Origin of the sequence: Rhodanobacter sp. MP7CTX1, assembly GCF_014205795.1 — a bacterium.
Lineage (GTDB): Bacteria > Pseudomonadota > Gammaproteobacteria > Xanthomonadales > Rhodanobacteraceae > Rhodanobacter.
On the sequence record NZ_JACHCN010000011.1, the window covers coordinates 39,109 to 54,051 of the forward strand.

At 62.5% G+C, this 14,943-nt stretch carries 14 protein-coding genes; 7 read left to right on the forward strand and 7 right to left on the reverse strand.

Features of this window, described 5'->3' with window-relative positions; all coding sequences use genetic code 11:
- Nucleotides 1-17: 17 nt before the first annotated feature.
- A complete protein-coding gene (locus HDE77_RS13860) occupies nt 18-908 on the reverse strand; it encodes an oxidoreductase (protein WP_184418117.1) in 891 nt (296 codons plus the stop codon).
- Nucleotides 909-1,102: 194 nt separating this feature from the next.
- Nucleotides 1,103-2,683 (reverse strand): SDR family oxidoreductase, encoded by a 1,581-nt coding sequence (locus HDE77_RS13865; protein ID WP_184418120.1) that lies wholly within the window; start codon nt 2,681-2,683, stop codon nt 1,103-1,105.
- Nucleotides 2,684-2,933: 250 nt separating this feature from the next.
- Here HDE77_RS13865 and HDE77_RS13870 point away from each other — a divergent pair, with 250 nt between their 5' ends.
- Nucleotides 2,934-4,121 carry a hypothetical protein gene (locus HDE77_RS13870; protein WP_255482720.1) on the forward strand — a complete coding sequence of 396 codons (1,188 nt, stop codon included), beginning with the start codon at nt 2,934-2,936 and terminating at the stop codon, nt 4,119-4,121.
- Nucleotides 4,122-4,211: 90 nt separating this feature from the next.
- On the opposite strand, the gene HDE77_RS13875 is transcribed toward HDE77_RS13870, so the two are convergent.
- From HDE77_RS13875 to HDE77_RS13895, 5 genes are all read right to left on the reverse strand, one after another.
- Nucleotides 4,212-4,511 carry a HigA family addiction module antitoxin gene (locus HDE77_RS13875; protein ID WP_184418122.1) on the reverse strand — a complete coding sequence of 100 codons (300 nt, stop codon included), beginning with the start codon at nt 4,509-4,511 and terminating at the stop codon, nt 4,212-4,214.
- Between the two features lie 8 nt (nt 4,512-4,519).
- Nucleotides 4,520-4,798, reverse strand: a complete 279-nt coding sequence (locus HDE77_RS13880) for a type II toxin-antitoxin system RelE/ParE family toxin (RefSeq protein WP_184418124.1) — start codon at nt 4,796-4,798, stop codon at nt 4,520-4,522.
- A gap of 135 nt (nt 4,799-4,933) precedes the next feature.
- Entirely contained in the window at nt 4,934-6,139 is a 1,206-nt protein-coding gene (locus tag HDE77_RS13885; protein WP_184418126.1) for an acetyl-CoA C-acyltransferase, read from the reverse strand.
- A gap of 103 nt (nt 6,140-6,242) precedes the next feature.
- On the reverse strand, nt 6,243-8,630 hold the full coding sequence (locus HDE77_RS13890) for a 3-hydroxyacyl-CoA dehydrogenase/enoyl-CoA hydratase family protein (RefSeq protein ID WP_184418128.1): 2,388 nt from the start codon (nt 8,628-8,630) through the stop codon (nt 6,243-6,245).
- A 93-nt stretch (nt 8,631-8,723) separates the two neighbouring features.
- On the reverse strand, nt 8,724-9,338 hold the full coding sequence (locus HDE77_RS13895) for a TetR/AcrR family transcriptional regulator (protein ID WP_343206115.1): 615 nt from the start codon (nt 9,336-9,338) through the stop codon (nt 8,724-8,726).
- A gap of 236 nt (nt 9,339-9,574) precedes the next feature.
- Between HDE77_RS13895 and ndk the strand changes: the two genes are divergently transcribed.
- From ndk to bamB, 6 genes are all read left to right on the forward strand, one after another.
- Nucleotides 9,575-10,000, forward strand: a complete 426-nt coding sequence (ndk, locus tag HDE77_RS13900; RefSeq protein ID WP_184418132.1) for a nucleoside-diphosphate kinase — start codon at nt 9,575-9,577, stop codon at nt 9,998-10,000.
- 27 nt (nt 10,001-10,027) lie between these two features.
- Nucleotides 10,028-11,158: a 23S rRNA (adenine(2503)-C(2))-methyltransferase RlmN gene (rlmN, locus tag HDE77_RS13905; protein WP_184418134.1), complete on the forward strand. Its 1,131-nt coding sequence runs from the start codon at nt 10,028-10,030 to the stop codon at nt 11,156-11,158.
- Nucleotides 11,148-11,933, forward strand: a complete 786-nt coding sequence (gene pilW / locus HDE77_RS13910) for a type IV pilus biogenesis/stability protein PilW (protein WP_184418135.1) — start codon at nt 11,148-11,150, stop codon at nt 11,931-11,933. Before rlmN ends, pilW begins: the two co-directional genes overlap by 11 nt.
- A gap of 5 nt (nt 11,934-11,938) precedes the next feature.
- Nucleotides 11,939-12,928, forward strand: a complete 990-nt coding sequence (locus tag HDE77_RS13915) for a RodZ domain-containing protein (RefSeq protein ID WP_184418137.1) — start codon at nt 11,939-11,941, stop codon at nt 12,926-12,928.
- A 151-nt stretch (nt 12,929-13,079) separates the two neighbouring features.
- The gene (locus HDE77_RS13920) at nt 13,080-13,730 is read left to right on the forward strand and encodes a tetratricopeptide repeat protein (protein WP_184418139.1); all 651 of its coding nucleotides are present in this window, start codon (nt 13,080-13,082) and stop codon (nt 13,728-13,730) included.
- Nucleotides 13,727-14,923 (forward strand): outer membrane protein assembly factor BamB, encoded by a 1,197-nt coding sequence (gene bamB, locus HDE77_RS13925; protein WP_184418141.1) that lies wholly within the window; start codon nt 13,727-13,729, stop codon nt 14,921-14,923. The genes HDE77_RS13920 and bamB overlap by 4 nt, the downstream gene beginning before the upstream one ends.
- Nucleotides 14,924-14,943: the final 20 nt, after the last annotated feature.

Below are 14,943 nucleotides of genomic sequence, written 5' to 3' on the forward strand. Positions count from 1 at the left end.
TATCGCAGGCACGCTGGTCAGGGCTGTTTGAGCAGAAGTGATTCCAGTTTCCGTCGATTGGCTTCGAGGGTTTCCGGTGTGCTGTCAAAGTCCGTCGACAGGCTGAGCGTACGCCACTTGGCGTCCTCGGCGGCCATGAGTTTCAGTTGCTGCTCGGCCATGAACACCGCGTCGGCACCGAGCAGCAGGCGCAACGGCGGCTGGGCTTCGCTGGCTATGGATAGCAGCGCCTGCGCGGCCTTCGCCGGGTCGCCGGGCTGCTGGCCGTTGTGACTGCGCCGGTAATCAACCAGTGCGCCCACCGTGCTGGCGTAGTCCTCGCCCGGGTCCTTGATGCTCATGGAAGAACCTGCCCAGTCAGTGCGAAAGCCACCCGGTTCGACCAGGGTGACGTAGATACCGAGCGGACGAACTTCCTTCGTCAGTACCTCGGAAAACCCCTCGACGGCCCACTTGGCGGACTGGTAAGCCGCAAGGCCGGGTGCACCCGTGCGGCCACCAATGGATGAGAACTGGAGAATGCGGCCAGCGCGCTGGCCACGCATGACGGGCAAGGCAGCACGCGTGACATTGACCACGCCGAAGAAATTGGTCTCCATCTGCGCGCGAAAATCCGCTTCGTCCATCTCCTCGAATGCCGCGAGATTGCCGTAGCCGGCGTTGTTGACCAGTACGTCGAGCCGGCCGAAGGTATCTACCGCGGTTTGAACGGCGGCCTGCGCAGCCGATGCGTCGGTGACATCCAGCGCCACGGTGCTTACCTTGTCGCCGTACTGCTCTTTCAGATAAGCGAGCTGGGCGGGGTCGCGGGCTGTCGCGACCAGTGAGTGACCGGCGGCAAGCACCGCTTCTGAAAGGGCCTTGCCAAAGCCGCGCGAGCTACCGGTGATAAGCCAGATCTGGGACATGGGAGTCTCCTTGTGCGTTGTCATGGTGATGGCCCGGGAGGGCCACTTCAGGACACGACTGTAGGCGCCATGTCGCATGACAAAAAATCCGATCGCGCCAAAAGTGCGGCGAAAGGGAACGCATCGAGATACCGGCTTGGGCGGCCGGCTCCCTACTCAGGAGTCGAATGTTCGTCTGAGCCTACCGCCGACACTCACCAGTCGGTGGGTCGATAGTCTTTCAGGAATTGCCCCCACACGTGCTCGCCACTGTTGATGCCGCTGATGATCGGATCGACGATGCGGGCGGCGCCATCGATGATGTCAAGCGGTGGGTGGAAGCGCTCTTCGATGACTTTGCGTGCAGCCAGCTCCGCGGGATCTTCGTCGGTCACCCAACCGGTATCGACACTGTTCATGTGGATGCCGTCGTTGTGATAGTCCGTCGCGGCCGTGCGCGTCATCATGTTCAGCGCGGCCTTGGCCATGTTCGTATGCGGGTGCCGGGTGGTCTTGAAGCTGCGATAGAACTGCCCCTCCATCGCCGACACGTTGACGATGTGCTTGTCGCGATCGGGCGTGCGCAGCATCAGCGGCTTGAGGCGTGCGTTGATGATGAACGGCGCGATCGCATTCACCAATTGCACTTCCAGCAATTCGACGGACGATACCTCGGCCATCAGCAGCCGCCAGGAGTTGCGCCCGCGCAGGTCGACCTGCTGCAGATCCTGGTCGAGCCGACCTTCGGGGAACAGGTGGCTTTGCGCCAGCAATTCTTCGGGCAGCAGCGGTACCTGCGACAGTTCGGCGGCGCGGGTCAGGCCGGGGACTTTCGAGCTATGACCCGTGAGCGCCATCGCGGGGGCGTCCGCTTCAGGCAGGATGTGCGAGGTGCGCAGCCCCTCATAGTGGCCGACCAGCTGGCGCACGTGTTCCGGCACATCGTGCAGCGACGCCGTTTCGCCGTCCATCATGTGCGCGTAGAAATCCGGCGGACGGCGCACCGTCTGGCAAGCGTTGTTGATGATGAAGTCAAGGCGCGGCCGGGTGGCGATCAGCTCCTGGCAGAAAGCTTCCACGCTGGGTGTGTGGCGCAGGTCCAGACCGTAGATCTGCAGCCGATGGCCCCAGTCACCGAAGTCAGCTTCCTCGGCGTAACGCGCAGCCGAGTCGCGCGGAAATCGTGTGGTGACGATCAGTTCGGCACCTGCGCGCAGCAGCTTCAGGCCTGCCTGATAGCCGATCTTCACGCGACCGCCCGTCAGCAGCGCGACGCGGCCGCGCAGGTCCACCAGCTCGGTGCGCTTGGCGTAGTTGAACGCGGCACAGGTGGGACAAAGCTGGTCGTAGAAAAAATGGATCGCCGAGTACTTCTGCTTGCACACGTAGCAATGCTGGGGCTCGATCGACTCGCGCGGCTGCACGTCATCGGTGCCGCGATCGGCGTCGTGCGGCTCGAAACCCTGCGGCGCAAACACATTCGGCGTGGTGAACACCGGCTTGCGGCGCAAGGCGCGGATGCCGGTCTGGTGCAGTACCTCGTCGTCGGCTCGCACCTGGGCCGCGTTGCGCGCCTTTTCGGCGGCTTTCAATTTCAACCGGCGGGCGACAGGATCGGGGTGATACACCTGCGCCACCGCCTGGTGCAGACGCTCACGGTCCTGCGCAGGCAGCCGATCCAGTAGCTGCCGGTCGGATGCCACCGACTCAAGCAAGTCGAGCGCGGCGTGCAGACGTTTCTGCAGTGCGAGGTCCGCATCGTCGGTTGGCTGTGGGGTGGCGTGGGTGTTCGTCAAAGGTGTTATCCGTCGTCGGGTAGGGGAGCGCGGGGACGCTTCCGCTGCATGCGGTGAGCCGTCGGCGCACGTCGCCAACCCGCTATTTTGCCTGTTTTGGGTGCCTTTCGGGGATTGCGGCGCACCAGCGTTAGCGGCCGTCGGCCGTTTATCCTCCCCTGAAGCCGCGACGGAGTTCGGTTACTGGTATCTGGAGCACACTTTCAAAGCAGACGGAATGCGATCTTGAAGCCGAAGTTGTCCAGGCTGGATGACGCGGGTCCAAGGTGGCCACGGCGCTTGCGAAGACAAGCGCCGTGGCCACACACAAAAAGGTCGCTATGTGAGTGCGCAGGTCGCGGTAACCTCAGCTGTACAACAGGCCACGCCGGCCCAGTCTGTCGTTGTTTCCAACCCGACCGTCGACGCCATCCTGGGGAATCTGCCTACGGCGCATCGGGCGCCCATCGGGCACCGGATCGCCGGCCACGGTTGTCATGGCGCGAGAAAGACCACCGGGACTGCCGACACGCGTCCGGCAGCAACCGCAACCCACGCCCGACGCATTCGCTTTGTCTACTTTCCGGTGCTTGGTGAGAACGATCCTCGAGCGCCCTATCACTTGCACCTGGTTACGGCGGAGGTTCTGCTTGACCGCGTGCTGGGCGCCCGATCCGTCGGGCTGCGCCCGATCGCTCCCGCGCTTGACTATGCCGCCGAGGCACTGGCTACCGTTCGCCCGCCAGTGAATCTCTTCTATGCTTCCACGCTGGAGTACCGCCGTTGGTACGAAGACGACGGCACGGCACGGCCGCAACCGTTGACTCAGGAGGCACTGGCCACACGGCTGACGGTCACTGACGGTCTGTCGATGGAAGAGGCTATGCACCGTGCAGCCCATCGCTCGCACGCGCTTGCCGCCGCCGATCAGGCGTGGCTGAAAAATCGCAGAATGACGCCGCTGGATCATCGCCCGCTCAACCAGGCCGAGTTCCAGGCACTGGTGACCGCCATTGAAGGCGCCTATCAGGTGCCCGTCAGTGTGGCGCACGTGGAGCGCGCGAATCGTCAGATCGCACTACGCGTCGCCGCCATGCTGGGCAGTTTGCTGGATGAGTACATTGCATCACCCTTCAAGATTCCCGCACTGAGCCAGGCGTTCAGCGAACTTCATCTCGCCCACCTGCATCAGAGCATCGAGACCTCGCGCCAGGCGGCTTCCGCTTCGGATGTGTCCCGATCGGGTACCAAGGCCTTGTTTGCCGCGAAGGCGGCCAGGATGCGAGCCGAGCATCAGATCGGCCTGGCCACGTCGCCGGGGACGTTCCCGGCCATACGCCTGTCGGCATATCCGGTGATCGCCGTCGTAGGCGGGAAGCTGCGCACGTTCGTGAACGGCTGGAATCGCACCCGCTCACGCACCGCGGATGCCCTGTCGAAAACTTCATTGCCGGGTTGAGCGGGGCCGCTACTGATCGATGCCCACGTTTCGCCCGCCGCGTATGTCCTTGCCTGAAGCGCTAAAGGGATGTGGCTGCCATAAGGAAACTCAAGCCGCCCTCGGCTCCACTCGTCGCTTGATTTCCTCGCGAGTGGGCAGAGTTTTCAGATCGTAAGTGGCTTGCAGATTGAGCCACGACACGGCATCGCCGCCGAAGTAACGAGCCAGACGCTCGGCGGTATCGGGACTGATGCCGCGCCGCTCGTTGACGATTTCATGGATGCGTGTGGCCGGTACGCTGAGCGCAAGGGCCAATGCGTTGGCACTCATGTCCAGCGGCACGAGATAGTCCTCGCGCAGTATTTCGCCGGGATGTACGGGACGCATGCGATTGACCGGTGGCTTCATGGCAATTCTCAGTGGTAATCCACGATTTCGACGTATTCCGGGCCGGCGGCTGTCCAGACGAAACATACTCGCCACTGCCGGTTGATGCGGATGCTGTGCTGGCCTGCGCGGTCGTGTTTCAGCGCTTCCATCTGGTTGCCCGGTGGCGAGCGTAGGAACTCCAGTGTATGCGCAGCGTCGAGTTGGGACAGCCTGCGGATGGCCGCGCCCTCAATGGCGCGGAATCGTTTCGGATTGCCACCCTCGAAAAGCGCCTGCGTGTCCTTGCAGCGGAAGCTCCTGATCATGGGCGGAGGCTATTACGTTTGGCGTAATACGTCAAAGAGGGCACGCATGCCGTGTCGAACAACGGCACCGCATTGCTGCGGCGCCGTTGTTCGTCACCAGGAAGAAGCTGGATATCTACATGAGCAGCAACAAGGTTAAAGCGCTTCGAAAACCCCCGCCGCACCCATTCCGGTGCCAATGCACATGGTGACCATGCCGTACTTCTGCTTGCGCCGGCGCATGCCGTGCAGCAACGTGGCGATTCGCACGGCACCCGTGGCACCGAGAGGATGGCCGAGTGCGATCGCTCCGCCGAGCGGATTGACCTTGCTGGGATCCAGGCCGAGGTCGCCCATCACGGCAAGCGCCTGTGCGGCGAATGCTTCGTTGAGCTCGATCCAGTCCAGCTGATCCTGGGTGATCCCGGTCTGCTTGAGTGCCTTCGGAATCGCTTCCTTCGGGCCGATGCCCATGATCTCCGGCTTCACGCCAGCGACGGAGAAACCAACGAAGCGGGCGAGCGGTGTGAGGCCGTAATCCTTGATCGCCTGTTCGCTGGCGAGCAGCACGGCACCGGCGCCGTCGGACATCTGCGAGGAGTTGCCCGCAGTGACGGTGCCGCCGAACTGGCCGTTGCGGAACACGGTCTTGAGCTTGCTCAGTACGTCGAGCGTGGTACCGGCGCGCGGACCTTCGTCGGTGTCGATGTGGCGGCTGTCGGTGACGATGCCGCGGGTGACGAGATTCGGGTAGTGATCATCGAGCGCGAACGGGCTGATCTCTTCCTTGAATTCACCGGCGGCAATGGCGGCGAGCGCGCGACGGTGGCTTTCCACCGAGAAGGCGTCCTGCTGCTCGCGGCTGACCTTCCACTTTTTCGCCACGTTCTCGGCGGTGATGCCCATGCCGTAAGCGATGCCAATGTTTTCGTCGTTGAAGATCGCCGGATTCATGGCGATCTTGTGGCCCATCATCGGCACCATGCTCATGCTCTCGGTACCGCCGGCGAGCATCAGGTGCTCTTCGCCGAGGCGGATGCGGTCGGCCGCCATCGCGACGGCCTGCAGGCCGGAAGAGCAGAAGCGATTGATGGTGACGCCGGGCACGGTGTCGGGCAGGCCGGCCAGCAGCACGCCGATGCGCGCCACGTTCATGCCTTGCTCCGCCTCGGGCATGGCGCAGCCGATGATGGCGTCACCGATGCGATGGGGGTCGATGCCTGGCGCCTGCGCCATCACGGCACGGATCACGTGGGCGAGCATGTCGTCGGGGCGGGTGTTGCGAAATACGCCGCGCGGCGCCTTGCCTACCGGGGTGCGGGTGGCGGCGACGATGTAGGCATCTTGCACTTGCTTGGTCATGGGATTTGCTCCGTTGCGTCGCGCGATTCGCGGCGACGCCCTGTGATTTTCTTGGTCGTCATCCCGGCTAGGCCGGTTGTCTCTTCGTAGGAATGACGATCGATTAATTGCGCAGCGGTTTGCCGGTGGTCATCGTGTGGGCGATGCGGGCCTGGGTTTTCTCCGTTTGCGCCAGCTCCACGAAATGCTTGCGCTCCAGCGCCAGCAGCCATTCCTCGTCGACCGTCGAGCCACGCTCGATCACGCCACCGCACAGGGTGTCGGCGATCCGCGTGGCAATCGCCACATCGTGCTCGGACGCGAAGTAACCGGCCTGCAGGTTCGCCAGCGAAGCCTTGAACGTGGCGGTACCGACGTCGCCTGCAACCGGAATCGCACGCGCCGGCAGCGGTGGACGGTAGCCGCTTTCGGCCAGCGCGCTGGCCACCTGCTTGGCGACGTAGAGCAGCTCGTAGGCGTTGAACACCACCACGTCGTTGTCGCGCAGCAGACCGAGCTGCTTGGCTTCGAACGCACTGGCGGAGACCTTGGCCATGGCGATGGTCTCGAACACCTTCTTCAGCTCCTCGAACGGATCGCCCGGATTTGCCTTGGCCGCGCGCACAGCCAGCTCATGCAGACCACCGCCAGCCGGCAGCAGGCCCACGCCGGCCTCAACGAGACCGATGTAGCTTTCCAGCGCAGCGACGGTACGCGCCGAATGCATCTGGAATTCGCAGCCACCGCCGAATGCCATGCCGCGCACGGCGGACACTACGGGCACCAGCGAATACTTGATTGCCATACTGGTGCGCTGAAAGTTTTCCACCATCTTCTCGAAGTCGGCGATCTTGCCGGCTTGCAGCAGGCCTAGCGCACCTTTGAGATCCGCACCAGCGGAGAACGGTTCGCCGGTCTGCCAGATCACCAGGGCCTTGAGCTTTTCCTCGGCCAGTTTGATCGCGTGCTGCACGCCGTCGAGCACGAAGTCGTTGACCGTGTTCATCTTGGTCTTGAACGAAAGGATGCCGATGCCGTCGTCGCCCAGCGTCCACAAACGTACGCCGTCGTTTTCCCACACCGTGGTTCCCTGGTCGAACTTCTCGCCCAGCAATGGATCAGGAAACAACTGGCGCTTGTACACCGGCTGATTCGAGCGCGGCTTGTCCGCGTTGGCGCTGGCCGAATACGAGCCATCCTTGCCATGCACACCTTTTCGGCCATCCGTGACCCAGGCCGGCAACGGCGCCTTGCTCATGGCCTTGCCCGCGGCGATGTCTTCATTAATCCAGCTGGCGATCTGCTGCCACCCGGCGGCTTGCCAGGTCTCGAACGGGCCAAGCTTCCAGCCGTATCCCCAGCGGATCGCGAAGTCGACGTCGCGCGCGGTGTCAGCGATATCAGCCAGGTGGTAGGCGGTGTAGTGGAACAGGTCACGGAAGCTGGCCCACAGGAACTGCGCCTGCGGATCGCCCGATGCACGCAGCTTGCCGAACTTCTCGGCCGGATCCTTGATCGCCAGGATCGCGGCGACTTCGTCGGACGGCTTCTGTTCTGACGGGCGAAAATCCTGCTTGGCGACATCGAGGACTTGGATGTCCTTGCCGACTTTCTTGTAGAAACCACCGCCGGTCTTCTGGCCCAGCGCGCCCTTGTCGATCAATCCCTGCAGCCAAACCGGCGCCTTGAAGTACTGGTGCCACGGGTCGTCCGGCAGGGTATCGGCCATGGTCTTGATCACATGCGCCATAGTGTCCAGGCCGACCACATCCGCCGTGCGGTAGGTGGCGCTCTTCGGACGGCCCAGCGCCGGACCCGTCAGCGCGTCGACCGTGTCGAACCCAAGCTTGAACTGGTCGGTGTGATACATCGTGGACAGCATCGAGAACACGCCAATGCGGTTGCCGATGAAGTTCGGCGTGTCCTTGGCGATGACGACACCCTTGCCGACGGTGGTTACCAGGAACGCTTCCAGCCCGGTGACCACGTTGGCGTCGGTGAGTCGGGTGGGAATGACCTCGACCAGATGCATGTAGCGCGGCGGATTGAAGAAATGCACGCCGCAGAAGCGATGACGCATCTCTTCGGGTAACGCTTCGGCCAGGCTATTGATCGACAGGCCCGATGTGTTGGAGGCGATGATCGCCGTCTTCGACAGGTGCGGTGCGATCTTCTTGTAGAGATCCAGTTTCCAGTCCATCCGTTCGGCGATCGCCTCGATCACCAGGTCGACGTCCTTCAGATGCGCCATGTCCTCGTCGTAGTTCGCCGGAATGATGGCGGCAGCGAGGTTCTTGTCGGCGAGCGGGGCAGGCGACAGCTTTGCCAGGTTGGCAATGGCCTTGAGCGCGATGCCGCTTTTCGGGCCTTCCTTTGCGGCGAGGTCAAACAGCACGGTTTCGACGCCGGCATTGGTCAGGTGCGCGGCGATTTGCGCGCCCATGACGCCGGCGCCCAGCACGGCAGCCTTGCGGATGCGTAGCACTGATGAGGGTGGGGATGCTGCGGTCATTGGCTTCTCCGATTGAGCGAACACGAAACTTGTGGGGAATGGGACTGCACGTTGAGATGGGACTAAGGGCCGTTGCCGGCCGATGACACGGAATCAGGGATGGCTCAGGCCCGCGACGGCGAAACGGATCAGATGCTGCGCGGTCTGCTCGCGATGGGCATGCTCGCTGACGTCGCTTTTGCGCTGGATCATGCCGAAGCCGGACATCGCATGGGTCAGCGCGCCAGTCACCAGATCGATGCGCCAGTACAGCTCCTGCTTGCTCAGTTGCGGCAGCAGGCGGGCGAATTCGGCGGTGAACTGGCGCATCACATGACCGTAGTTCTCGGACAGGAACTGGCGCAGGCTGTCGTCATGCTCGGCAAACGCGCGGGCCAGCACGCGCATGAACAGGGAGCCGTTGTCGTCGTGCGACAGCTCCAGCGCGGGGCGGATATAGGCAGCGAGCACGTCTTCCAGGGTGGTGCCGTCCGCGCCAGCTACCTTGGCCAGGGCGGTCAGTCGGCGCTCGTTCAGCGCGTCCAGTCGGCGGCGGAAGACCTGCTCGACCAGCTTTTCCTTGGAGCCGAAGTGGTAGTTGACGGCAGCCAGATTGACGCCGGCGGCGGCCGTCAGCTGGCGTAGCGACGCGCCGTCGAAACCGCGCTGGGCAAACAAAACCTCGGCAGCGCCGAGTATGCGTTCCTTGGTCGAGCCGGAGCTGTTCACGAGCGGGATCATCCATCGGCCGTCAGGCCGGTTCAAACGATCGTTTGAGCATACGCGGACAGCTTCGCCACCGTCAAACCATGGGGTAGTTGTCAATGGCGGCGTATTTCCGTATGAGTTAGAATCTGTCACACTTTCGCGAGCTAAATCCTCAATCCTTGTCAGGTTTAGCCCATCTGTCGGCCATTCGGCCACGACTTTTAACCTGAATTTGTCTTTTTCCGGAGCAGACCCGTATGGCGCTGGAGCGCACCCTTTCCATCATCAAGCCCGACGCCGTTGCCAAGAACGTCATCGGTGAAATCTACGCACGTTTCGAGAAGGCTGGCCTCAAGGTCATCGCCGCTCGGATGAAGCAGCTGTCGCGCAAAGAGGCCGAGGGCTTCTACGCCGTGCACCGTGAGCGTCCATTCTTCAACGCGCTGGTCGAGTTCATGATTTCCGGCCCGGTGATGATCCAGGCGCTGGAAGGCGAGAACGCGATTCTCAAGCATCGCGACCTGATGGGCGCCACCAATCCGAAGGAAGCCGCGCCGGGCACGATTCGGGCCGACTTCGCTGACTCCATCGATGCCAATGCGGTGCATGGCTCCGATGCAGTCGATACCGCCAAGGTGGAGATTGCTTATTTCTTCGCCGCGACGGACGTACTTTCGCGCTGAGCGATCCATTGTTGTGAGGCACAGGTTGTGAACCAGGTTGTTGTGAACCCCCCCAAGGTCAATCTGCTCGACTTCGATCGCCAGGGACTGCGTGATTTCTTTACGCAAATCGGCGAGAAGCCCTATCGCGCCGAGCAGGTGATGAAGTGGATCTACCACGACCTGGAAGACAACTTTGAAAACATGACCGACGTGGGCAAGGCGCTGCGCGCCAAGCTCACCGAGGTCTGCTACATCGGTGCGCCGAAGACGCTGCTGGACAAGGCCGCCACTGACGGTACGCACAAGTGGCTGCTGGGCATGGACTCGGGCAACGCGATCGAGACGGTGTACATTCCCGAGCCGACCCGCGGCACCTTGTGCGTGTCCTCGCAAATCGGTTGTGCGCTGAACTGCCAGTTCTGCTCGACCGGTGCGCAGGGTTTCAACCGCAACCTGTCGACCGCCGAAATCATCGGTCAGGTGTGGGTGGCGGCGAAATACCTGGGCAATGTCACGCACCAGAATCGTCGCATCACCAACGTGGTGATGATGGGCATGGGCGAGCCGCTGGCCAATTTCGACAACGTGGTCAAGGCGATGAGCCTGATGCGCGACGACCTGGGGTTTGGCCTCGCCGCCAAGCGCGTGACCTTGTCTACCGCCGGCATGGTGCCGCTGATCGACCAGCTTTCGGATGCTATCGACGTGTCGCTGGCGGTATCGCTGCATGCGGCCAACGATGAACTGCGCACCGAACTGGTGCCGCTCAACAAGCGCTATCCGATCGCCGATCTGCTGGCTGCCTGCCAGCGCTGGGTCGCGCGCAAGCCGCGTACCTCGATCACGTTCGAGTACACCTTGATGAAGGGCGTCAACGACCAGCCCGAGCATGCCCGACAGCTGATCAAGCTGATGCGCAAGCTGCCGACCTGCAAGGTCAACCTGATTCCGTTCAATCCATTCCCCGGCACGCGCTTCGAGCGTTCCGATGCGAACGATATTCGTGACTTCCAGACGCAATTATTGAATGCCGGTGTGCTGACCATGTTGCGGCGTACCCGTGGTGATGATATAGACGCGGCCTGTGGCCAGTTGGCGGGGCAGGTCACGGATCGCACTCGGCGCAGCGCCGATATTCGCAAACGGCAGGATGAGGGGACCATGCATGCGCTTTGAGCGGGCACTGATATTCGGTTTGCTGTTGCCACTGGCTGGTTGCGTCACCACGAACACCGACAGCAACAGCCTTGGCAAGCTGCCGCAAGGCAGCAAGACCAGCCAGGCCGAGAGTGCGGCTCAGGTGCATACCGAGCTGGGCCAGACCTATATGGCCAACGGCGACCTGCAAGGGGCGCTGGAAAAGCTGAACATGGCGCTCAAGTACGATCCCAACTATGTGCCGGCGCATACGGTCATCGCGGTGCTGTACCAGCGCATCAACAACCTGCCGCTAGCCGAGCTGCACTATCGCAAGGCGGTTGAGCTGGAGCCGACCAAGGGCGACCCGAACAACAACCTGGGCGTCTTCCTGTGCCATACCGGCAAGATCGCCGAGGCGCAGGTGTATTTCCAGAAAGCCGTGGCTGACCCGTTCTACCAGACGCCCGATGTCGCGCTCACAAATGCCGGTGTGTGCAAGCTGAGCGCGCATGACGTTGCCGGGGCGGAAGCGAGTTTTCGTGACGCGATCGCGCATAACCCGAACAACGCGGATGCACTCTTCCAGCTTGCCAATGTGCTTTTTCTGAACAACGATACGTTTCGGGCTCGGGCTTTCATCCAGCGCTTTGATGCGCTGGGCGCGCCAACACCCGCGGCGCTCAAGCTCGGCCACGATATTGAATCTCGTCTGGGTAACCAGGAAGGTGCCCTTACCTATAGCAAGCGGCTGCAAAGCCAGTTCCCGGATTCGGAGCAGGCGCGCGCCCTAGAGTCGACTGCCAGCCCATGAACTCCATGCAGCCCCATAAGGCCGAACACGGTTCAAGCGAACCGGAGCTGTTCGGGATCAACCTGCTCAACATGGATGGCCCCTCGACGATGCCGCATGTGCCTAGTTTCGGCACTCGTCTGCATGGTGCGCGTGAAGCTCGCGGACTGGACCTGGAGACCTGCGCGCATACGCTGAAATTGCCGGTTCGCGTGTTGCGTCAGCTTGAGCGCGACGAATACGACGGAATCGATTCGAAGATTTACCTCGGCAGCTATATCGGCAAATACGGTCAATTCCTCGGCATCAACGAGGCATCGATCCAGGTTGAACTCGATCGCATCAAGCAAATCGAGCCGACCCTGGTGGCGACCGGTGGCATCTCGCATTCGCGCTTCCTGCTGGATCGCTACGCTACCGCTGCCACTTACGTCATCCTGACCGCGGTGATCGTGGTGCCGATGATCTGGCTGGGTGTACGGGGCACCCTGGATCGGGACCTGAGTCACCTGGCCCCGCTGGACGCCGCTCCCGTGGCGCAGCAGGATGCGCCGGCCTTGGCCAGCAGCAGCGCCGGCTCGGCAACTCACGCCATCGCGCAGGCGACGCCGCCGTCAGTGACGCCAGCGCCGGCGCAAGAGCAGCCGTTGATGGCTTCAATGGCACCGTTCCCGAGCCTTGACAGTGCCACTCCGGTGTTGGCGCCCAAGCCTGCCGATGTGCCCGCGGCCAGTGTGGGTACCGGCAGTCACAGCCTGAATCTGAATCTGAGTTCAGCGAGCTGGGTCGAAGTGATCGACCACGATGGCACGCGGTTGCAATACGGTCTGCTGCCAGCTGGCAGCAACAAGACGTACCACAGTGACCAACCGTTGGATGTGCGCATCGGCAACTCCGTCGGTGCGCAGGTCAGCATCGATGGCCAGCAGGTTGGGCTGGACGATTTCAAGCATGCCAACGTGGCTCATTTCCGCGTGCAGGTGCAGGACGGCAAGGCTTCCGCAGCCAGCCTCTGATCACCGTCCAGACCGCTCCAGGCGGTTCATTTCGGTTATGCTTGCCCACTGTCTGCTTGGTAACGAGCGGACCTGATCGGCTTACCCTTTATTTACCGCGCTGGCCGCCCTCACGCGCCAGCAGGTATGCAGCCTCATGAACGGTGAATGCATGGCATTTGAAGAATACGACAACTATGAACAAAGCGAACGCGTTCAAAAATGGCTGCGTGAGAACGGCCTGTCCATAGTCGCCGGTATCGCCATCGGTCTGGTCGGTATTTTCGGCTGGCAGCAGTGGCGCAACCACCAGGCGCGCAACGAAAGTATGGCGTCGCAGTTGTATAAGCAGGCGCAGATCGCGCAGGCGTCCGGCAAGCAGGACATCGCCGCGCAGTTTAGCGAGCAGCTGATGACGGATTACGCGAAGTCGCCGTACGCCATTTTTGCTGCCAGCGACCGCGCCAAGCAGCAGCTGCAGGCCAAGCAGCTGGACAAGGCCGAGGCCTCGCTCGCATGGGCCGAGAGCCACGCAGGCGATCCGGCGTTGAAGTCGCTGACGCAACTGCGCATCGCGCAGGTCGAGCTGGGTCGCGACAACACCGCGGCGGCCTTGTCCACGCTCGATCGCATCCCGGCCAACGACTATCAGGGGCTGGTGCAGGAACTCCGCGGCGATGTGCTGGTCAAGCTTGGGCGTTCGGACGACGCGCGCAAGGCCTATCAGGCGGCCTTGTCGGCCCTGAGCGAGGAGGCACCGCAACGCGGCGCCTTGAAGATGAAACTTGATGATTTGGCCGTAGCCGGGAAGCAGGGTGCATGAAACGATTTTTGCTGATCACGCTGACTTCACTGGTAGCCCTTGCTGGCTGCCATTCGTTCAAGAAAGAAAACGTCCAGCCACCGACTGTGCTGGACAAGGATTTCAAGCCCACCGTGCAGGTGACCAAGGTTTGGAGTACCAGCGTTGGTAAAGGCGCCGGCGCCAGTGGCGTGCGTATGCGTCCGACCGTCGAGGGCGGCGTGCTTTACGCCGACAGCACCGACGGTGACCTGGTAGCGATCGATGCCACCAGCGGCAAGACCCTGTGGACGAAAAATTCCACCGTCCATGGCTGGTTCGGCTGGGGCGACAAGAAGCGTAAGGATGCAATGTATGCCGGTGGTCCGGCCGTCGATGGCGACCTGCTCGCCGTCGGCACGCTGGATGGCCATGTTTATGCGGTCAATTCCAAAGACGGGACCCCGCGTTGGGAGGCCGAACTGAATTCCGAGGTGCTCGCTTCCCCCGCCATCGTCGGTGACCTCGTGGTGGTGCGCACCGAGGACGGTCGCCTCTACGGTCTGGATCGGGCAACCGGCAATCGCAGCTGGGTCTATGACCAGGGCACGGTGCCGCTGCTGAGCCTGCGCGGCAATGGGTCGCCGCTGGCAGCCAATGGCGTGGTGTTCTACGGCAGCGACGACGGCAAGCTGATCGCGCTGCGCCAGGACAATGGCGCGAAGCTGTGGGAACAACGGCTGGGCAGCGGCGTCGGCCGCACCGAAATCGATCGACTGGATGACGTCGACGGCTCGGTCCTGCTGGATGGCACCACGCTCTATGGCGCGGCCTATCACGGCAACCTGGTGGCTGTGGACGGCCCCAGCGGCAGGCCGCTGTGGACACACCCGCTCTCCACTTTTGATGCGCTGGCTGCGAACGGCAATGCAATTTTCGGGGTCAACGACGACTCCCAGGTGATGGCATTCGACAAGAGCAGTGGTGCCAATATCTGGAAGAACGACGCGCTCAAATACCGCTGGGTGACCGGGCCGGCCGTGCAGGGTGACTACGCCGTGGTCGGCGACCTGGAAGGCTACGTGCACTGGTTGCAGGTCGGTGATGGCGCACTGGCCGGGCGCGAGCGCCTGTCCAAGAAAGCGATCCGTGCACAGCCGCTGGTCGTGGGTGACATCGTCTATGTCGAGGACGTGAAGGGCCATATCGGCGCCTACCGTCTGTCCGCGCACTGATCGCGGGGACTTTGCTTAAA

Coding starts and splice junctions, on each gene's coding strand:
- bamB (WP_184418141.1), top strand. CDS start 13,727: ATGAAACGATTTTTGCTGATCACGCTGACTTCACTGGTAGCCCTTGCT.
- ndk (WP_184418132.1), top strand. CDS start 9,575: ATGGCGCTGGAGCGCACCCTTTCCATCATCAAGCCCGACGCCGTTGCC.
- HDE77_RS13875 (WP_184418122.1), bottom strand. CDS start 4,511: ATGAAGCCACCGGTCAATCGCATGCGTCCCGTACATCCCGGCGAAATA.
- HDE77_RS13920 (WP_184418139.1), top strand. CDS start 13,080: ATGGCATTTGAAGAATACGACAACTATGAACAAAGCGAACGCGTTCAA.
- HDE77_RS13860 (WP_184418117.1), bottom strand. CDS start 908: ATGTCCCAGATCTGGCTTATCACCGGTAGCTCGCGCGGCTTTGGCAAG.
- HDE77_RS13880 (WP_184418124.1), bottom strand. CDS start 4,798: ATGATCAGGAGCTTCCGCTGCAAGGACACGCAGGCGCTTTTCGAGGGT.
- HDE77_RS13915 (WP_184418137.1), top strand. CDS start 11,939: ATGCAGCCCCATAAGGCCGAACACGGTTCAAGCGAACCGGAGCTGTTC.
- HDE77_RS13885 (WP_184418126.1), bottom strand. CDS start 6,139: ATGACCAAGCAAGTGCAAGATGCCTACATCGTCGCCGCCACCCGCACC.
- pilW (WP_184418135.1), top strand. CDS start 11,148: ATGCGCTTTGAGCGGGCACTGATATTCGGTTTGCTGTTGCCACTGGCT.
- HDE77_RS13890 (WP_184418128.1), bottom strand. CDS start 8,630: ATGACCGCAGCATCCCCACCCTCATCAGTGCTACGCATCCGCAAGGCT.
- HDE77_RS13870 (WP_255482720.1), top strand. CDS start 2,934: ATGACGCGGGTCCAAGGTGGCCACGGCGCTTGCGAAGACAAGCGCCGT.